The sequence below is a fragment of the Mycobacterium sp. PTI7 genome (genome assembly GCF_056679845.1).
The window spans coordinates 843283-861525 of sequence record NZ_CM155252.1; the positions used below are offsets into that span (position 1 = coordinate 843283).

Annotated in this window: 17 protein-coding genes; 6 read left to right on the plus strand and 11 right to left on the minus strand. The window is 70.3% G+C overall.

Features of this window, described 5'->3' with window-relative positions:
- The first annotated feature begins 78 nt into the window (after positions 1-78).
- Positions 79-1050, plus strand: a complete 972-nt coding sequence (locus AC1MEY_RS04140; protein ID WP_480229460.1) for a GlxA family transcriptional regulator — start codon at positions 79-81, stop codon at positions 1048-1050.
- Here AC1MEY_RS04140 and AC1MEY_RS04145 read toward each other — a convergent pair.
- From AC1MEY_RS04145 to AC1MEY_RS04155, 3 genes are all read right to left on the minus strand, one after another.
- A complete protein-coding gene (locus AC1MEY_RS04145; protein ID WP_480229461.1) occupies positions 1047-1298 on the minus strand; it encodes a hypothetical protein in 252 nt (83 codons plus the stop codon). The two genes, AC1MEY_RS04140 and AC1MEY_RS04145, sit on opposite strands and share 4 nt — an antisense overlap.
- Positions 1299-1405: 107 nt before the next feature.
- Positions 1406-2092 (minus strand): nitroreductase, encoded by a 687-nt coding sequence (locus tag AC1MEY_RS04150; protein WP_480229462.1) that lies wholly within the window; start codon positions 2090-2092, stop codon positions 1406-1408.
- Positions 2092-2991, minus strand: a complete 900-nt coding sequence (locus AC1MEY_RS04155) for a TIGR03620 family F420-dependent LLM class oxidoreductase (protein ID WP_480229463.1) — start codon at positions 2989-2991, stop codon at positions 2092-2094. Before AC1MEY_RS04155 ends, AC1MEY_RS04150 begins: the two co-directional genes overlap by 1 nt.
- 160 nt (positions 2992-3151) lie before the next feature.
- Here AC1MEY_RS04155 and AC1MEY_RS04160 point away from each other — a divergent pair, with 160 nt between their 5' ends.
- Complete coding sequence (locus tag AC1MEY_RS04160) at positions 3152-4261, plus strand: spore photoproduct lyase family protein (protein ID WP_480229464.1); 1110 nt, start codon at positions 3152-3154, stop codon at positions 4259-4261.
- A 9-nt stretch (positions 4262-4270) separates the two neighbouring features.
- On the opposite strand, the gene AC1MEY_RS04165 is transcribed toward AC1MEY_RS04160, so the two are convergent.
- Together AC1MEY_RS04165 and AC1MEY_RS04170 are read right to left on the minus strand one after the other, a co-directional pair.
- Complete coding sequence (locus tag AC1MEY_RS04165) at positions 4271-4438, minus strand: hypothetical protein (protein ID WP_480229465.1); 168 nt, start codon at positions 4436-4438, stop codon at positions 4271-4273.
- A 38-nt stretch (positions 4439-4476) separates the two neighbouring features.
- A complete protein-coding gene (locus AC1MEY_RS04170; RefSeq protein WP_480229466.1) occupies positions 4477-7377 on the minus strand; it encodes an MMPL/RND family transporter in 2901 nt (966 codons plus the stop codon).
- A gap of 345 nt (positions 7378-7722) precedes the next feature.
- Between AC1MEY_RS04170 and AC1MEY_RS04175 the strand changes: the two genes are divergently transcribed.
- Both AC1MEY_RS04175 and AC1MEY_RS04180 read left to right on the plus strand, forming a co-directional pair.
- Positions 7723-8214, plus strand: coding sequence for a nuclear transport factor 2 family protein (locus AC1MEY_RS04175; RefSeq protein WP_480229467.1), 492 nt, complete (start codon positions 7723-7725; stop codon positions 8212-8214).
- A 23-nt stretch (positions 8215-8237) separates the two neighbouring features.
- Positions 8238-8372, plus strand: a complete 135-nt coding sequence (locus AC1MEY_RS04180; protein ID WP_480229468.1) for a hypothetical protein — start codon at positions 8238-8240, stop codon at positions 8370-8372.
- A gap of 3 nt (positions 8373-8375) precedes the next feature.
- Here AC1MEY_RS04180 and AC1MEY_RS04185 read toward each other — a convergent pair whose 3' ends face one another.
- The gene (locus tag AC1MEY_RS04185) at positions 8376-9230 is read right to left on the minus strand and encodes an endonuclease/exonuclease/phosphatase family protein (protein WP_480229469.1); all 855 of its coding nucleotides are present in this window, start codon (positions 9228-9230) and stop codon (positions 8376-8378) included.
- Positions 9231-9298: 68 nt separating this feature from the next.
- The gene (locus AC1MEY_RS04190) at positions 9299-9466 is read right to left on the minus strand and encodes a hypothetical protein (protein ID WP_480229470.1); all 168 of its coding nucleotides are present in this window, start codon (positions 9464-9466) and stop codon (positions 9299-9301) included.
- A 185-nt stretch (positions 9467-9651) separates the two neighbouring features.
- Between AC1MEY_RS04190 and AC1MEY_RS04195 the strand changes: the two genes are divergently transcribed.
- The gene (locus AC1MEY_RS04195) at positions 9652-10314 is read left to right on the plus strand and encodes a hemerythrin domain-containing protein (RefSeq protein ID WP_480229471.1); all 663 of its coding nucleotides are present in this window, start codon (positions 9652-9654) and stop codon (positions 10312-10314) included.
- Here the strand turns inward: AC1MEY_RS04195 and AC1MEY_RS04200 are convergent.
- Together AC1MEY_RS04200 and AC1MEY_RS04205 are read right to left on the minus strand one after the other, a co-directional pair.
- Positions 10271-13576: an ATP-binding protein gene (locus AC1MEY_RS04200; RefSeq protein WP_480229472.1), complete on the minus strand. Its 3306-nt coding sequence runs from the start codon at positions 13574-13576 to the stop codon at positions 10271-10273. The two genes, AC1MEY_RS04195 and AC1MEY_RS04200, sit on opposite strands and share 44 nt — an antisense overlap.
- Positions 13577-13586: 10 nt before the next feature.
- Positions 13587-14285: a GAF and ANTAR domain-containing protein gene (locus AC1MEY_RS04205; RefSeq protein WP_480229473.1), complete on the minus strand. Its 699-nt coding sequence runs from the start codon at positions 14283-14285 to the stop codon at positions 13587-13589.
- A gap of 170 nt (positions 14286-14455) precedes the next feature.
- On the opposite strand from AC1MEY_RS04205, the gene treS reads away from it, so the two are divergent.
- The gene (gene treS, locus AC1MEY_RS04210) at positions 14456-16702 is read left to right on the plus strand and encodes a maltose alpha-D-glucosyltransferase (RefSeq protein WP_480229474.1); all 2247 of its coding nucleotides are present in this window, start codon (positions 14456-14458) and stop codon (positions 16700-16702) included.
- A gap of 9 nt (positions 16703-16711) precedes the next feature.
- Here the strand turns inward: treS and AC1MEY_RS04215 are convergent, their stop codons facing one another.
- A complete protein-coding gene (locus AC1MEY_RS04215) occupies positions 16712-17239 on the minus strand; it encodes a nuclear transport factor 2 family protein (RefSeq protein WP_480229475.1) in 528 nt (175 codons plus the stop codon).
- Positions 17240-17262: 23 nt separating this feature from the next.
- A complete protein-coding gene (locus AC1MEY_RS04220) occupies positions 17263-18219 on the minus strand; it encodes an FAD-dependent oxidoreductase (RefSeq protein ID WP_480229476.1) in 957 nt (318 codons plus the stop codon).
- Positions 18220-18243: the final 24 nt, after the last annotated feature.

An 18243-nucleotide genomic window follows, 5' to 3' on the forward strand; every position in this document is an offset into this window, starting at 1 on the left:
TCGAGCCTGCGCCCTCGCGCCCGCGCGGTGCGGTGGCGGATCTGCCACCTTTCCCTCGGATTCGGACACAATGGACGGATGGCACCGGATCAGGCGTGGCGCGAGGTCGTCGTCGTGGTGTTCGACGGCGTCAAACTCCTGGACGCGGTCGGCCCCGCCGAGGTGTTCGCGGAAGCCAACAGGTTCGGCGCCCATTACCGGCTCCGCTTCGCGTCGGTGGACGGTGCGGACGTGACCACGTCGATCGGCGCGAAATTCGCGGTGACCGAACGGATCTCGGACATCGAGGACGTAGACACGGTGCTCGTCGCCGGTGGCGACGGGCTGGTGGGGCGGCCCATCGACTCCGACCTCGTCGACGCGGTCCGGTCCGTTGCGCCGGCGACGCGGCGGCTCGCCTCCATCTGCACGGGCGCGTTCGTGCTGGCCCAGGCGGGGCTGCTGTCCGGTCGCCGGGCCACCACCCACTGGCGGCATACCCGCCTGCTGGCCAAGGCGTTTCCGGACGTCACGGTCGATCCGGATGCGATCTTCGTGCGGGACGGTGACGTGTTCACCTCGGCCGGGGTGTCGGCGGGCATCGACCTCGCGCTGGCACTGGTGGAGATCGACCACGGCAGCCCGCTGGTCCGCGACGTCGCACGGTCACTGGTGGTCTACCTGAAGCGGGCGGGCGGGCAGTCGCAGTTCTCGGTGCTCGTCGAGACCAGTCCGCCGCCGCAGTCGGTGCTGACCAGGGTGACCGACGCGATCACCGCGGATCCGGCGGGCGACCACGGAGTGAAGGCGCTGGCGGCCCACGCCGCGCTCAGCACCCGGCAGTTGACCCGGCTGTTCCACGCCGAGATGGGGACCACGCCGGCGCGCTACGTCGAGAGCGTCCGTGTGGATCTCGGTCGCGCCGCGTTGGATGCCGGTCACGGCGTGGGGGAGAGCGCCCGGCTGGCGGGGTTCGGCAGCGCCGAGACGTTCCGCCGGGTGTTCGTCGCGAACCTCGGAGTGTCGCCCAAGGCCTACCGGGACAGGTTCCGGACCGCCGCGTCGGGCTAGCAGGCCAGCGAGATGATGCGCTCCGGGCAGGGATCCTCGGCCAGCCGGAAGGCGGTGCAACGGCACCGCTCGTAGGCGTGCGCGTCGTCGTGGGCGTCGTCGACGTCGCAGTCGTGGCAGCCGTGGCACTGCCCCGAGAGGCTGTGCTCGGGGTTGCGGTGCCCGCACTCGCACACCGATTCCAGCTCGACGTCGAGGAGGTCGTCGTCGAGCGTGAAGTCGTGAGCCTGCTGCGTGGGGCGCGCCATGGCAAGGACGTTAGCGGACCTTGGGTATGCATGTCCACCGGAAACCGGGGAAATAGTAGGTTTTGAGGTTGAGATCTTGCTCAGGGTCCTGACCTGCGGGTATCGCCCTAGGTGAGCGGCGTTCCGTGCAACACGACGCTGTCGCCGAGGGGCAGGCGATGCATTCGGAGTTCGTTCACCGACGCCTCCGGATCGGCCATGCCGAAGGAGATCCCGAACAACAACTTGAGGTCGTCGGACAGGCCGAGGGCCTCCCGTACGACGTCGGCGTACATGCCGAGGATGGTCTGCGGGATGCCGTGGAATCCGCGAGCCGTCAGCGAGAGCAGGAACGTCTGTGCGTACATGCCGATGTCGCCGGCGGTGCGCACACCGTCACCGAGCTGGGGCATGAACAGGAACGCGACATGGGGAGCGCCGTAGAAACGCAGATTGTCCCGGATCACCTCGCGTCGACCGTCTGCGTCCGAGCGGCCGATGCCCAACGCCCCGTACAGGGTTGCCCCGTGGGCGCGTGACCGTTCCAGGTGCGTTCCGTCACCGTAGTCGAACGTGAAGTCGGGGGACCCGCGCCCGTCGTCGAGGGCCCGCAGCAACTCGTCGCTGATGGCATCCCGGACGGCACCCGAGGCGACGTGCACCTCCCAGGGCTGGGTGTTGCTGTTCGAGGGCGAGGTCTGGGCATCCTCGAGCACGGCGCGGATGTCCGAGGCCGCCAGCGGAGCCGGCAGGAACCTACGGGCGGACCGCCGCGATCGGATGACGTCGACGAATGACGTCGTGCTGTCCGACATCAGAGGCCCAAAGCCGCTGCGAGCGCCCGCAGATCGGGCAGCGGGTCGTCGGTCGGGTTGTCGACGGCGACCTGCACCACCACGTGGTCTGCGCCGGCGTCGAGTTGTGCGGTGACCGAGGCGGCCGCCTGCTCGGCCGATCCCATGCCGACCAGTGCGCGTGCCAGTCGGTCGGATCCGCCGATCACGAGGTCGGTCTCGTCGAATCCCTGCCGCAGCCAGGAGTTCCGGTAGTTGTCGAGCCGCGAGTAGAGATCCAGGTGGCTGTGCGCGCGCCGCAGTTGATCGTCGACGCTGCCGCCGATGGCGACCGCTTGCTCGGTGACGATCCACCGGTCGTCGCCGAGAATGGCGCGCGTGTTACGCGTCTGCTCGGGTAGCACCAGGTACGGATGGGCGCCGTCGGCGCGCTCGCCGGAGAGTTCGATCATCTTCGGGCCGAGGGCGGCCAGTAGGCGCGTCGGCCTCGAGCCGGGCTCGAGTTCGGCAGGCACGGAGTTCATCCCGTCCAGATACGTGCGCATCATGGCCAGCGGTTTGCGGTAGGCACCGCCGAGCGAGCCCTCGACGAACGGAGCGTGGCTGACGCCGAGGCCGAGGACGAAACGTCCCGGGTGCAGGGCCGTGAGCATCCGGGCGCCACTTTCTGCCGCCGTGGGCAACCGGACATGGATGTTGGCGATGCCGGTGCCGACCACCAATCGGTCGGTGGCACCGAGGAGTGCCGATGATTCGACGAGCACGTCCTTGCCGTTGCCCTCGGGCATGAACAGCGACCCGTACCCCAGCGCCTCGATCTCGCGGGCCATGTTCTGCGCATCGCGGATCGGCCAGGGCTCGCTGTTCCAGAACACGCCGACCCTCGACGGGAAGTGAACGTCACCAGGCTTGTTCGTCATCGTGGCACCTTCTGTGTGGGTGCGCGGATCCGTGGGTGGATCTCCAGCGCGTGATTGCATAGCGCACTAGATAGTAGCACTCAAGGTGAAGACGGTGGACGCCCGTCCGAGTCGGAACTCGTGGAATGGCGACCCCGCGGTGGGCGTTGAAGACGGCAGGATGACTTCAGCGACGACACCCACTCCTCCCGACGCCGACTCCGCCACCCTGTGGACCCCCGCCCGGGTCCTGGTGACCCGATCGGCCGCCGAACTCCCGCACGGCGCCGGCATCGTCGCCCGCTGCGAGGCAGCCGGCGTGACCGACATCGAGATCCTCTCCGGCGACCGACTGCCGCCGCTGCGCGCCGAGAACGACCGCGCCGCCTACGCGCTCGCCAAGCGCACGCTGGCGGTGGTCGTGGCGCCGCCCAGCAAGCGTCGTCTGCAGCCCATCCCGCCCAGCGCCGACTGGCGGATCGACTTGGCCCAGGGCTGTCCCGGGCACTGTCAGTACTGCTACCTGGCCGGCTCGCTGAGCGGCCCGCCCATCACGCGGGTCTACGCCAACCTGCCGGAGATCCTGGCCGAGATGGACCAGCACGTGGGCAAGGGCACCATCACCTCCGGTTCGGCCGAGAGGTCGGACGAGGGAACGACGTTCGAGGCGTCCTGCTACACCGACCCGCTGGCGCTCGAGCACCTCACCGGCTCGCTGTCGACCACGATCAGCCACGTCGGCACCCACGACTGGAGTTTGCCGGTCGGGCTGCGCTTCACCACCAAGTACGACGGCGTCGCCCCCCTGCTCGACCTCCCGCACGGCGGTCGCACCCGGGTTCGCGTGTCCGTCAACGCCGACGAGGTGGCGTCCCGGTTCGAGGGCGGTACCGCTCGCCTGGGGCGGCGGATCGACGCCCTGCGGAGGCTGGCGCTCGCCGGCTACCGGGTCGGGCTGACGATCGCCCCGATCATGCCGATTCCGCTGTGGCAGGAGGGCTACGGCCAGCTGTTGCGCGACGTCGCCGACGCGCTGGCAGACGTCCCCGACCTGGACCTGACCGTCGAGTGCATCACCCATCGCTTCACGCCGGGCAGCAAGGACGTGCTCCTGGGCTGGTACCCGCGGACGAAGCTCGAGATGGACGAGGACGCGCGGACCCGGAAGTTCGGCAAGTACGGCGGGACCAAGTACGTCTATCCGAAGGACACCATGGCCGAGTTGCGGTCGTGGTTCGACGCAGAACTCGCGTCGACGCTGCCCGCAGCGCGCACGCTGTACTGGACCTGAGTGGGATCCCTACCTGCTCGGGAGCTGCTGCTCCGCCAGATAATCCTCGGTCTCCCTGACCAACTGACGCACGTCACTGCGCCACGCGAAGACGAACGCCAGGGCCGCCAGTGCGCCGCCCGCGAGCGCGACGATGGCAACGGTCCGGGTCGTCGACGCTCGTCCACTTGATTCCACGAGGCAGGTATTGCCCCGTGCCACCCGATCGAAACGGCTCACCCGGCCGGTGCGGGCTCGGGTTCCCTCGGCGGCGGGGTCGGCCACTTCGAGGGCAGCGGCCGGGGACGCACGATCTGCGGCCACCAGAACCACTTGCCCAGCAGCGCAGCGATGGACGGCATCATCAGCGACCGGACCACCAGTGTGTCGAACAGCAGACCGAGGCCGATGGTGGTGCCCACCTGACCGATCACCGTCAGGTCGCTCACGGCCATCGACATCATCGTGAAGGCGAACACCAGACCGGCCGACGTGACGACCGAACCCGTGCCACCCATCGATCGGATGATCCCCGTGTGCAGGCCGGCGTGGATCTCCTCCTTGAACCGGGCGACCAGCAACAGGTTGTAGTCGGCGCCCACCGCCAGCAGGATGATCAGCGACATCGGCAGCACCATCCAGTGCAGTTCGATCCCGATGAGGTGCTGCCAGATCAGCACGGACAACCCCAGCGACGCGCCCAGCGAGATCGCCACGGTCGCGACGATCACCGCCGCCGCGACGACGGCGCGGGTGATGATCAGCATGATGATGAAGATCAACGCCATCGCCGCGATGCCCGCGATGATCAGGTCGTAATTCGCGCCGTCCGACATGTCCTTGAACGTGGCCGCACTACCGGCGAGGTAGATGCGGGAACCCTCCAGCGGGGTGCCCTTCACGGCCTCCTTGGCCGCGGTCTTGATCGCGTCGATGCGCTCGATGCCCTCGGGTGTGAGCGGATCCCCCTCATGGGAGACGATGAAGCGCACCGACTTCCCGTCGGGGGAGATGAAGTTCTTCATGCCGCGCTTGAAGTCCTCGTTGTCGAAGATCTCCGGCGGCAGGTAGAACGAGTCGTCGTTGCGGGCGTCGTCGAACGCCTCGCCCATGGCCGTCGAGTTCTCCGACGCGGCCTGCTGCTGATCCTGCTGACCCTTCTGGGTGGCGTACTGCGTCAGCATCATCTGCTTCATCGACTTCATCGTGGCGATCTGCTGGGGCATGAGCGCCGTCAGCTGCGGCATCAGCGCGTCGAGCTTCTCCAGCTCGGGCACCAGCTCCTGCACGTCGTCCGAGGTGGTGTTGATGCCGTCCAGGGTGTCGAACACCGACCGGATCGACCAGCACACCGGGATGTCGTAGCAGTGCGGTTCCCAATAGAAGTAGCTGCGGATGGGGCGGAAGAAGTCGTCGAAGTTGGCGATGCTGTCGCGCAACTCGCCGATGTCGACGGCCATGCCCTTGGTCTTGGCGACCATCTCGTGGGTGACCGCGGCCATCTGCTCGGTGAGCGCCGACATCTTGGTCAGCGTGCCGATGGTGGTGTCCATGTCGGCGGCCTGCTTGAGCATGTCGGCCGCGCGATCGGAGTTGTACTTCTCGTTGAGCTTCTGCGTGGTGCCCTGCATCGAGATCTGGAACGGGATCGTCGAGTGCTCGAGCGGCTTGCCCTCGGGCCGCGTGATCGCCTGGACCTGACTGATGCCGGGCGTCTTCACCACGGCCTTGGCGATCTTGTCGATCACCAGGAAGTCCGCCGAATTCCGCAGGTCGTGGTCGCTCTCGATGAGCAGCAGTTCGGGGTTCATCCGGGCGGGGGAGAAGTGCCGCTCGGCCGCCGCGTAGCCGGCGTTGGCGGGCATCTCCGCGGGCAGGTAGTTGCGGTCGTTGTAGTTGGTCCGGTACCCGGGCAGCACGATCAGGCCGATCAGCGCGAGCCCGATGGTGGCGACCAGGATCGGTCCGGGCCAGCGGGTGACGGCCGCGCCGACCTTGCGCCAGCCGCGGACCTTCAGCGCACGCTTCGGTTCCAGGATCTTGCCGAACCGGCTCGCCACTGTCACGACGGCCGGGCCCAGCGACAGGGCGGCCAGCACGCACGTCACCATGCCGATCGCGAGCGGGATGCCCATGGTGTTGAAGTAGGGCAGGTTCGTGAAGTGCAGACAGAAGGTGGCGCCCGCGATCGTCAGGCCGGACCCGAGCACGACGTGCGCGGTGCCGTGGAACATCGTGTAGTACGCGGACTCCCGGTCCTCGCCGGCGCTGCGGGCCTCCTGATATCGCCCGATCAGGAAGATCGCGTAGTCGGTGGCTGCCGCGATCGCGAGGGTCACCAGCAGGTTGGTGGCGAACGTCGAGAGTCCGATGATCTCGTGGAAGCCGAGGAACGCGACGACGCCGCGCGTCGCGAGCAGTTCGAGCACGACCATGACGAGCACGATCACCGTGGTCACGATCGACCGGTAGACGAGCAGGAGCATCACGATGATGACCGTGAACGTGACGGCCTCGATGGTCCGCATGCTCTGGTCGCCCGCGGCGATCTGGTCGGCCGCGAGCGCACCGGCGCCGGTGACGTACGCGGTGACGCCGTCCGGCGCGGGCACACTGTCGACGATCTTTCCAACGGCCTCCACGGACTCGTTGGCGAGCGTCTCACCCTGGTTGCCGCGCAGGTAGATCTGGACGTAGGCGGCCTTGCCGTCCGAACTCTGCGAGCCCGACGCGGTCAGCGGGTCGCTCCACATGTCCTGCACGTGCTCGACGTGCGCGTCGTCGGCCTGCAGCTTCGCGACGATCTGGTCGTAGTACTGGTGCGCGGAGTCGCCGAGCGCATCCTCGCCCTCCAGCACGACCATCGCCGAGCTGTTCGAGTCGAACTCTCCGAAGACCTCGCCGACGTGCTTCATGGCGATCATCGACGGGGCCGACTCAGGGGTCATCGAGACCGACCGCATCTTGCCGACCTCTTCGAGCTGCGGCACCGCGGTGTTCAGGACGGCGATGATCGCGATCCACGCGAGGATGACCACGATCGCGAAAGATCGGATGGTCCGGGGGATGAAGGGCCGCGGGGTGTCGCGCGTCGCCGCGAAGCGGTCGGTGTCGACGTCCTTGGCGTGTGCGCTCACGAGGCGGTCACGGCGCGGACGGCCGGGATCGGTCGGAGGGTGGGGATGGAACGTCCCCGGTCGAGGCCGCGTGGCATGAAGCCGCGTGTCACTGTGTCACCGTTCGTCGCGTTGGCACCGGCGATGCCGGCGTGAGCCGGCTCAGAACGGCGTCGGCATCGCGCGGAGGTGGCGTGCGACCGTCTGGCGCTGCTCGGCTTTTTAAATAGTACGACTAAACAGTGCGAGCGCAATCCCTCCGTCCATGATCCTGGCCACTGTCGGGCGCTGCTGTGAGCCGGGTTACACGCGGTCGGCCGCCGGCGCATCTTTACGTTTCCCACGAAGAGTGTCACGGTGATCGGCATGGACGACCATGCCCGACTGCTCGCCATCGAGGCGATCGCGCACCTGAAGGCCCGCTACTGCCGGCTGTTGGACACCAAGGACTGGGCCGGCTGGCGCGACCTCTTCACCGACGACTTCGTCAGCGACACCTCGGGGTCCGGCGGCAAGGTGGTCAGGGGCGCGGACGAGTTCGTGGCATTCACCCGCGGGAGTCTCGGGTCCCGACCGACCGTCCACCAGGTGCACGCGCCCGAGATCGAGGTGACCTCGCCGACCACCGCGCGCGGGGTGTGGGCGATGGAGGACGTCGTCCGACTCGGGCCCGGCCTCAACCTGCGCGGCTACGGCCACTACACCGAGACCTACGAGGTGGTGGACGGCTCCTGGCGGATCGCCACCTCCACCCTGACGCGCCTACGGATGGACTTCTTCAACGGCCTGGTGAGCGTCTACGTGTCCGATCGGCTGAACCGGCTGATCACCCGAGCCGCCGCCCGGGTGACGACGTAGCCGAACGCGGGTACACGGCCACCATGAGCACACCCGACGAGTCACGCGACGACGAGCCCAAGGGCGGGCGACCAGGACCGGTCGACCACGGCCGCGAGGGCGGGATGGCGACCCGGGAGAACGCGCCCGAACTCACCGAACCCGACCACGACGACTGACGGTCACCGCCGGCGGTCGTACCAGCGGCGCCGCCGACAGCGGTCCTCGGCGGGGGTGCGGCGCAGGTCGCACCGCAGGCCGAAGTGATCCGACGGGAACACGCGCGGCAGCTCGGGTGACACCGGTTCGGTGCCGAGCAGGTCGATGGCCGACGCCGACCACCCGTCGCCCACGAGGAGCACGCGGTCGAACCGGACGTGCCGGTGCTTGTCCTTCATGTCGTAGCGCATGTGGTTGATCGTCGTGTCCTCGGTGTAGCCCGGCTCGTCCGGCCGCAGCGCCGGCCACACGTCGCGGAAGGGTGCGGTGATGCGCCCGTTCTCGGCGTCGCGCATGTTGAAGTCACCCAGGACGACGGCATCCGCGGCGGGGCGCACGACGCCGAGGATGCGGCGCAACTGGCGGGCGCGCAGACGGCTGCGCGCCTTGCCGCTGTCGAGGTGGGCCGAGCAGACCCGCAGCGTCGACTCGCCGATCACGAGGTCGGCCACCAGGAGTGCGCGCGACAACTCGGTGGGCAGCGGGACGTAGGTGACCTCGGCGACCGGGATCCGGGTGAGCAGCAGCATCCCGTAGTTTCCGGCGTCCCCGCCGACGACGGAGGCGCTCCGGTAGTCGTGCCGGATCCAGTCCTGGGCCAGGAACGTCGCCAGCGCCAGCGGCGTCACCTCTTGGAAGACCATGACGTCCGGCCGGTGCCGACGGAGGACGTCGGCGATCGCCTCGAAGCGGCGTTCCGCGTGCGAGTCGTCGAACCAGACGTTGTAGGTGGTGAGCGTCAGGTGATCGACGACGGCGGCGGGGTCGGCCCGCGGCGTCGGGATCCAGCGGGCGGCGACGGGGTCGAACCCCGTCACCGGCACTCGTCTACGTCTGCGCACCGCACGATTGTGCGTGCCGACGCGCGATCCGGGTGCGGTAGCCCCTAGCGGGGAGCGCCGACGGTCTGGTGGCGCGCGACGGCGAACGTCAGGCCGTGTGACGAGTGGCGGGCCTCGACGCCGACCGCACGCCCGCACTCGGGGCAGGTGGCGGCGGTGTTCGGCGGTGGGTCGGTGGCGAGTTCGTGGTGGCTGCCTGTGCATTCGGGCATGTTCGGTGATTCCTCGCGTCGGTGCGGTGAACGATTTCCTCCGCTGCCTACCCGCGTGACGGCCGACTTACGCCTCCGTCACTTCGTGTGTTCGGCCGGCTCGCCAAGTCGCGCACGAGTCCGTCGCAAGTGGGCCCGAGCAGGCTGCCGATCGACAGCCACCACACCGATCGAGGAGTTCGACCGTGACCACCAGCCCCACGACCCCCGCCGCCGTTCCGGACGTGCTCGGGATGCGGATCGCGCACCGGGTGATGCTGCGCGACCTGGACCGCACCACCGGGATCGCCATGGCGATGGCCGACGGCGGAGTGCCCGTGACCCGTCGCCGTACCCGCGCCCTGGTGCGGTACCTGTCGCTGATGGCCGAGTCGATCCACCACCACCACCGCGCGGAGGACGACATCCTGTGGCCGGTGATCGAGCAGCGGGCCGGGGCGGCGATCGACCTCACCGCCCTGACCGAGGACCACGCCGCGCTGGACCCGAAGCTCGACGGTCTCGCGGCCGCCGTCGGCCGGTTCGGCGCCGACCCGTCACAGCGCACCGCCGCGCTCGTGGCTGCCCGCCTGGTCGAGGTGCGCACCATGCTGGTCGAGCACATCGCGGAGGAGGAACGCGACACGTTCCCGGTGATCGAGCGCTACCTGTCGGTCGACGATTGGCGGGACGTCGAGGACCGGATCCGCAAGGCCGCCCGGATGACCTTCGAGTTGCCCCGCATCGCCGCCGCGGTCACACCCGCCGAACTCGCCCGCCTCAAGGACGGCGCGGGGCCCGTCATCGACGTCCTGCTGTTCCTCGTCACGCCGAGGTACCGCCGGATGGAGCGGGCGATCTGGGGGTGAACCCGGCCGCCTCCAGGTGCCCGTGCACGGCCGCCCGCACGGCGTCGGCGTCACGCCGGTGCCGGGCGGCGGCGTCGCCGCGGCCGAGTACGTCGGCGAGGGACGCCAGCGCATCGTCGACGACGCCGAACGCCACCGAGCCGGAGTCGATCCCGGCGACCCGTCCCGCCCACGGCAGCAGCTCCGCATAGGTGGTCGCACACTCGTCGAGATCGCGGAGGCGCGCGGCGGCGCGCGCGTGCAGCGCCGTGCGCGCGAGCCAGTAGTAGTTGCGGCGCACGGGCGTTCGCGTCGCCCACCGCGTCCGGGCCTCCTCGACGCGGCCCGCGTCGAGCAGGCACAGGACCAGGGCCTCGTTCATCGCGTCGGGATGCACCTCGTGGAGGCCGACCATGACGTCGGCCAGGGGCGACGTGTCGCCGCGGGCGAAGGCCAGCACCAACTCGAACACCAGCGCCGCCTCCGCGGCGCTCGCCATCCCGGTCTCGGCCATCCGTCGGGCCACACGGCGGTACTCCGCGGCGGCCTCGTCGAGCCGGCCGGCGAGGACGCACAGCACCGCGCGATAGAGCTCGACCACCTGGACCAGCGCCGCCAACTGGCCGCTGGTGGACCGCTCGACGGCGAGGTCGGCCTGGCGGATCGCCTCCGTCAGGTCGGTGCGGGCCGATGCGCACAGGAACAGCAGCCAGTGGGCGAGCGCCTCGTAGCCCACCAGGCCGTGCTCCCGGGCGACCGACAGCAGCTCGGCGCTCAGCGGTTCCCGCTCGTCGACCAGATCCGGCCCGAGGGACAGGTAGACCCGGGCGTTGAGCGCTGCGCAGACGGCAGTGGGATCGCCGGATCGGCGGGCCGTGGCGACCGCCTCCTCCGACCAGGCCAGCACCTCCGACATCCCGTAGGCGGCGGCGTCGTTCTCGGTCTCGAAGATCAGCGCGACCAGCAGCCACACCCGGGTGACGGCATCGACGTCGGGATGCTCGACGAGCGCGGCCCGCAGCGCCTGCTCGACGCCGGTGCCGTCGCGTCCGATCCCGGACACGGTCCACGAGATCGGCGCCCGGTAGGCGGTCAGTGCCGCCAGCAGCAGCTCGTCGTCCCCCGATGCGCGGGCCACGTCGACGGCTCTGGCGCGCGCCGGCCGCGCGTGGGCCGCCGCGCCCGACTGGGCCGCCGCCCGCGTCAGCTGGACCAGCATCCCCACCAGGTCGGCGGCCGGCACCCCCTCGGTGGCGAGGTCGGCCATCCGCACGGCGGACCCGGCCAGGTACATGGCCTCCGCGGGTGCGTTCGACTCGAGCGCCCGACGCGCCGCGGCCGACGCCAGCCCGGCGGCCTCCGCCGCGGTCGCGGGAGTCGCCGCGGACAGGGCGTGGTGGGCCAGGGCGGCGACGTCGGGCGACGGGGCCGCCCGCAGCTCGCCGAGCGCGGCCGCATGCCACCGCGCCCGCCGCAGCACCGGCGTGTCGTCGTACAGGGTGTCGCGGACGAGGGCGTGGGTGAACCGCACGCGGCCCGGCCCCGGCTCGTTCAGCAGACCGGCCAGGACCGCCGCCTCCAGGCCGTCGAGCACCTCGTCCTCGTCGCGCCGGACCATGCGCAGCAGCAGGTCGACGTCGAGTTCACGTCCCAGCACGGCGGCCTGCTGGAGCACGGTGCGGGCCGGTGCGGGAAGTCGGGACAGTCTGCGGCGCAACACGTCCCGCACCCCGGCCGGTACCTCGGCAGCTGCGGCCGCGCGCCCCTCCGAGGCGATCAGCCGGGCGAACTCGGTGACGAACAGCGGGTTGCCGTCCGTCCGCTCGACGAGCCGGTCGACGACACCCGGGTCGCGGTCGAATCCGGCGCCCGGGGCGTGTTCGGCGATCAGTCGAACCACGCCGTCGCGGTTCAACCCGCCCAGGTCGAGGCGTCCCGCGGTGACGGACGCCAGCGCGGCCCACGTCGCGGCGAGGTCGGGACCGGCCTCGGTGCTGCGGTACGCCGCGACGAGGAGGACGGGCCGGTCGGCGAGGTCGTGGGCGAGGCTGCGCAGCACTTGCAACGTCGCGCCGTCGCCGCGGTGCAGGTCGTCGAGCACCACCACCAGTGGCCCGTCGGCGGTGGCCGCACGCATCCGGTCCCGCACCTCCGCCGCGAGGTCGAACGCCGTTGCGCGCGCCGGGGCGTCGGCGCCGAGCGACCGCAGCACCTCGGTCCACGCCCAGGCCGGGGGAGCGCCGTCCACCTCAGGACACCGGCCGCGCGCGACCGTCCAGTTCCGACCGGCCAGCCGGTGCGCCACCACGTCGGCCAGCGTCGTCTTGCCCCCGCCGGCCTCGGCGCCGATCCACACCGTCCGAAGGCCGTGCGCGGCGACCGACTCCGCCACCCGGTCGACGAGCCGGAGTTCGTCGGCGCGGCCGATCAGCGTGGCGTGGTGGCGGATGTCCGGATCCGACAGCGGCGTTCGTGGCGCGGCCGGCGTCGCGTGCCGCACCGTGGGAGGCGGGTCGCGGTGCAGCAGGTCCTCGGAGTGCGCCAGGATGTCGGACTCCACCGCGCGCAACGCCGGACCGGGTTCGATGCCCAGCTCGTCGGCGAGGCGGCGGCGGATCTCGCGCAGCCGGGCCAACGCGTCGCCCTGCCTGCCCACCCGGTACAGCGCGATCGCGAGCAGGCGCACCGCCTCCTCGCGCAGCGGGTCGGCCGCGAGGTGGCGTTCCAGTTCGGGGATGAGGGCGGCGTGCGTGCCCAGACGAAGCGCGACGTCCGCCCACTGCTCGAGGGCGGTGGACCGCAGCGCGTCCAGACGGTCGGATTCGGTTCGCGCCCAGGCATCGTCGGCGAACTCGGGCAGGGCGGGACCGGTGAAGCAGTCGAGGGCCCGCCGCAGCACCTCGGTGCGCGCCACCGGGTCCGAGACGTCGTCGGCCTCGCGCAGCAGGGACTCGAACCGCCACGCGTCGACCGCGTCGGTGGGCAGCCGCAGCGCGTATCCGGGTGGGGAGCTGATCAGCACCTCGGCCGGGGTGCGGCGGGCTCGGCCGGGCTCCAGCGCGCGGCGCAGGTGCGAGACGTGGGCCTGGAGACCGCCGAGCGCCTTGGGCGGCGGTTCACCGGCCCAGATGTCGTCGATGAGCCGGTCGGTCGACACGACCTGGCCGCCGGCGAGCGCCAGCCGCGACAGGACGGCGCGGGACTGCGGGCCGCGGAGGTCGACGCCGCGTCCGCCGACGCGCACGGTCACGGGTCCGAACAGAGTGATCCGGATGTCGGTCATGCGGTCGTGCTTACGTGGTGAGGGAGGCCTCGAAGTCGGTGACGAGCACGTTCGCCACCTCGGTGAGCTTGATGTTGGTTTCCTGTGACGCCCGGACGAGTGCACCGAAGGCCTGCAGCCCGGTGAGCCGGTCGCGGTGCATGAGGATGCCCTTGGCCTGACCGATGAGGTCACGGCTGGCGACGGCCCGCTGGAGTTGCTCCTGCGCGGCGGCACCGGCCATCGCGACGGCGGCGTGCCGGGCCAGGATCTCGCCGACGGCCAGGTCGTCGTCGGTGAAGTAGTTGGGGTGGGGCCCGTAGAGCGTCAGGACCCCCACGTCGCCGGCCTCGACGAACAACCGGAACGACATCAGGCACTGCACGCCGAGCCGGACGGCCTCCTCGACGAAGCCGGGCCACCGCAGTTCCTGGCCGAGGTCGGGGATGATCAGCGACGCGTCGTCCCCGACCGCGCTGATCGCGGGCCCCTCGCCGAGGCGGCTCTGCAGTTCGTCGAGCGACCTCGCGACGTCGTCGGTGGGCGCCGCCGAGGTCACGTTCGCCCCGCGGATCAACGCGACGCCGGCCCAGCTGATCCCGTTGAGGATGTCCACGCTGGCGGTGACGACGGTCCGCAGCAGCGTCGCCGTGTCGGCACCGTCCGCCTGCATCTGAACGGCGAGGTCGCCGAGGACCCGGGCCAGGTCGAGTGAGGAGCGTTGTTCCACACGGTCAGCTTACGGAGCGTCGCCGCCGGTACAAGGGGGCCACCGCGCAGGGCGGGCCGCTCGGGACGCGGGCACCCGGTTCCGGTGGTTACTCTCGGACTGATCTGGCAATACCGTGGTCTGGCACGCGTCCGAAGCACCACTCGCGCATCGAACGATGAAGGAGATTCATGTCTCAGGCGGCGGAGGATTCCGTCTCGGGTGATCAGTCGAACGAGCCGACGGACATCACCTACGACGAACACCTGCACCCGGCCCGCCCGAGGTCGTTGCGGTACCGGCCGCGCGTCAAGGCGCCGTTCAGTCGCCGGTCCCTCGAGCAGAACGGCCCGGCGACCGCGGAGAACGCGGCCTACGTGTCCTGGCTGCTGTCGCAGTCGATGCTTGCCGACGCCAACGAGATCAGTTCCCAGTTCTCCGGGCAGGGCTCGATGTGGCAGAACCCGTACGCGACGCCAAGTCCCCGCGGCGCGGTGGAGACGGCGTCGGTGTGGTTCACCGCCTACCCGCTGTCGCTGATCACGCCGTCCAACGACTCGTTCCTCAAGGCGATGGCCGACGAGGCGATGTGGAAGGCGTTCTCGGACATCGGGATCGACGGCGTGCACACCGGCCCGGTCAAGCGGGCCGGCGGCATCTCCGGCTGGGACATGACCCCGAGCGTCGACGGGCACTTCGACCGGATCAGCACCCAGATCGACCCCGCGTTCGGCACCGAGGAGGAGTTCCGCCAGATGTGCGGGACGGCCAACTGGTACGGCGGCACGATCATCGACGACATCGTGCCCGGCCACACCGGCAAGGGCGCCGACTTCCGCCTGGCGGAGATGAAGTACGCCGACTACCCGGGCATCTACCACATGGTGGAGATCGACCCGCTCGACTGGGATCACCTGCCCGACGTGCCACCGGGCAGCGACTCGGTCAACATTGACCCCGCCACCGAGGAGTGGCTGGACAAGGCCGGCTACATCATCGGCCGCCTGCAGCGCGTGATCTTCTACGCCGAGGGCATCAAGGAGACCAACTGGAGCGTGACCCGCGCCGTGGTCGGCGTCGACGGCGTCGAGCGCCGCTGGGTGTACCTGCACTACTTCAAGGACGGCCAGCCCTCGATCAACTGGCTCGACCCCTCCTTCGCGGGCATGCGCCTGGTGATCGGCGACGCCCTGCACTCGCTGGCCGACCTCGGCACCGGCGGACTTCGCCTGGACGCCAACGGTTTCCTGGGTGCCGAGAAGACCGCGGCGGAGGACAGCGTCGGCTGGTCGGAGGGGCACCCGCTCTCGGAGGCCGCGAACCACCTGATCGCCAGCATGGTGCGCAAGGTCGGCGGGTTCACCTTTCAGGAACTCAACCTGACGATCGACGACATTCGCGAGATCGGCGAGGCCGGGGCGGACCTGTCCTACGACTTCATCAACCGGCCCGCCTACCAGCACGCGCTGGCCACCGCCGACACCGAGTTCCTCCGCCTGACGCTGCGCACGACGCTGGAGTGCGGTGTGGATCCGGCCTCGCTGGTGCACGCCATGCAGAACCACGACGAGTTGACCTACGAACTGGTGCACTGGTCCAACGGGCACCGCGACGACGTGTACACCTATCACGGCCAGGAGATCACCGGGGAGGTGCTCGGCGAGACCGTCCGCAGCGACCTCACCGAGAAGCTGACCGGTGAGAACGCCCCGTACAACCTGGTGTTCACCACCAACGGCATCGCGTGCACGACCGCGACGGTGATCGCCGCGACGCTGGGGTTCAGCGACCTCGACTCCATCACCGAAGACGATCTCGACCGGATCCGTCGCGCGCACCTGCTGCTGGTGATGTTCAACGCCTTGCAGCCCGGTGTGTTCGCGCTGTCGGGGTGGGACCTGTGCGGCATGCTCACGCTCGATCCCGCCGACGTGTCACAACTGCTCAGCGGCGGCGACACTCGCTGGATCCACCGTGCCGCACACGACCTGATGGGCACCAACCCGGACGCCACCCGCTCGGCGGCCGGAATGCCGCGCGGCCGAAGCCTGTACGGCTCACTGCCCGAGCAGCTCGCCGACGACACCAGCTTCGCGCGGCAGCTGCAGGCGATCCTCAAGGTCCGATCGCACTTCGGGATCGCGACGAGCCGCCAGCTCGACATCCCCGAGGTGTCGCACCGCGGCATGCTGGTGCTCGTGCACCAACTCGCCGACGAGGGTCGCTACCAGCTGACGGTGCTGAACTTCGCCAACGAGGACATCGCGGGAACGGTGCGCTCGGAGGCGATCCCAGCGGGGGCGCAGGTCACCGACATGTTCACCGGTCACCCGGTCGCCACCGTCGACGACCTGAACAGCTTCGCCGTCGAGATGCCCGCGCACCACGGGATGTCGCTGCTGGTCGAGGTCGCCGAGCCCGAGGTGGCCGAGGAGTAGACCGCCCGGTCAGGCGAACAGCGTGAAGAACCGGTGCGCGGGGTCGCCGTCGTCGGGCGTTCCGCGGGCGGTGTCCCGGGTGATCGGGTGGCCGTGGTCCATGGTGGACGGGTCGGTGACGCGCGCCCAGTCGGTGACGATGGATCGCTCCACGAAACCCCATGTGCCGGAGCGCTTCTCGTAGCGGTCCAGGTAGCGGCCGCCGACCACGACGTCGACGTCGCGATCGCGGGCCGCGAACGTGTGCACGGCGATCGTGTACACCTCGCCCTCGGCACGGTCGCCGGCGACGGCGAAGTTCGTGGTCGTGACGTTGTGGTGCATCTGCCGGATGAACGGCAGCGCGGCGGCGAGGTGGTCGACGAACTCGGCGGCGGATCCGGTGGAGAAGCCGCCGTGGGCGTCCGTGGCGTCGTGGTGGTAGAGGTCCGCCAGCCCCACGAAGTCGCCGCGATCGACGAGCCGGCAGTACCGGTGGACGAGCCGCCGCAGGTGGAACTCGTCGAGCATCTCCTGCAGCGCGGGATCGGCGATCATGGCCTCACCGTAAACCGGTCGTGTCAGGCGCCGACGAGTTCCGCCACCTCGCGGGCGCAGCCCCAGCTGAGCGTGATGCCGGATCCACCGTGGCCGTAGTCGTGGATCAGCCGTGCCCCGGACGGCAGTCGGGCGTCCTCCTCGAGGCGGACGGCGGCGCGTCCGGGCCGGAGGCCGACCACCTGGCCGAGCACCGTCGCGCCGCGCAGTTCGGGCACGATGTCGCAGCAGCGTTCGAGGATCGCCGCGCCAACGGCCTCGTCGACGTCCGTGTCCCACTCGTCCTCGTCGAGGGTGCCGCCGAGGATGCAGTCCTCGGTCCGAGGATGTACGTAGGCGCGACCGCCGGGGTGGTCCTCGTCCCGGACCGACAGCGAGAGACCGGGATTGGCGACGCGCACCACCTGGCCGCGCACCGGGTGCATCGCGGGATCGGGCGCCAGGTCGCGGGCGCCGAGACCCGAGCAGTTCACGACGACGTCGCACTCGTCGGCGACGTCGTCGACCGCACGCAACCGTCGCCTGGTGAACACACCGCCGAGGTCGCGCACCCGCGCCTCCAACCAGGGGAGGTACACGGGCATCTCGGCGAGGGGAACCGCGAAGCGCAGGCCGTGCGTGTAGCCCGGCGGTAGCTCGTCGGCGCGGGCGGGGCGTACGTCACCGACGGCGGCCACCCAGTCGGGTTCGCCGGGCGGGCGCCGGTAGAGCGTCAACGACTCCCGCATCACCACGCCGGGGACGCGCCGGGCGGCCTGGTCGGCGAGCACGTCGAACGTGTCCGAGCCCCACCGCCGGACCCTGTCGGCGGGGCCCACGTGGGTGGGGAACCACACCGCTGCGGCGAGCGCGGACGTGGTCGACGCGCTGGGCTCCGCGGCCACCACGCGAACCGAGTGTCCCGCCTCGAGGAGGGTGACGGCAGTCGCGAGTCCACTGACACCGCTGCCGATCACGACGATCCTCAGGCCGCTGCTCACCGGGTCGACGGTACGCCGGGCGGC

What these genes read in the sequence shown, in the direction of transcription:
- AC1MEY_RS04140 (WP_480229460.1), top strand. Translation starts at nt 79, where the DNA reads ATGGCACCGGATCAGGCGTGGCGCGAGGTCGTCGTCGTGGTGTTCGAC.
- AC1MEY_RS04145 (WP_480229461.1), bottom strand. Translation starts at nt 1,298, where the DNA reads ATGGCGCGCCCCACGCAGCAGGCTCACGACTTCACGCTCGACGACGAC.
- AC1MEY_RS04150 (WP_480229462.1), bottom strand. Translation starts at nt 2,092, where the DNA reads ATGTCGGACAGCACGACGTCATTCGTCGACGTCATCCGATCGCGGCGG.
- AC1MEY_RS04155 (WP_480229463.1), bottom strand. Translation starts at nt 2,991, where the DNA reads ATGACGAACAAGCCTGGTGACGTTCACTTCCCGTCGAGGGTCGGCGTG.
- AC1MEY_RS04160 (WP_480229464.1), top strand. Translation starts at nt 3,152, where the DNA reads ATGACTTCAGCGACGACACCCACTCCTCCCGACGCCGACTCCGCCACC.
- AC1MEY_RS04175 (WP_480229467.1), top strand. Translation starts at nt 7,723, where the DNA reads ATGGACGACCATGCCCGACTGCTCGCCATCGAGGCGATCGCGCACCTG.
- AC1MEY_RS04180 (WP_480229468.1), top strand. Translation starts at nt 8,238, where the DNA reads ATGAGCACACCCGACGAGTCACGCGACGACGAGCCCAAGGGCGGGCGA.
- AC1MEY_RS04190 (WP_480229470.1), bottom strand. Translation starts at nt 9,466, where the DNA reads ATGCCCGAATGCACAGGCAGCCACCACGAACTCGCCACCGACCCACCG.
- AC1MEY_RS04200 (WP_480229472.1), bottom strand. Translation starts at nt 13,576, where the DNA reads ATGACCGACATCCGGATCACTCTGTTCGGACCCGTGACCGTGCGCGTC.
- treS (WP_480229474.1), top strand. Translation starts at nt 14,456, where the DNA reads ATGTCTCAGGCGGCGGAGGATTCCGTCTCGGGTGATCAGTCGAACGAG.
- AC1MEY_RS04215 (WP_480229475.1), bottom strand. Translation starts at nt 17,239, where the DNA reads ATGATCGCCGATCCCGCGCTGCAGGAGATGCTCGACGAGTTCCACCTG.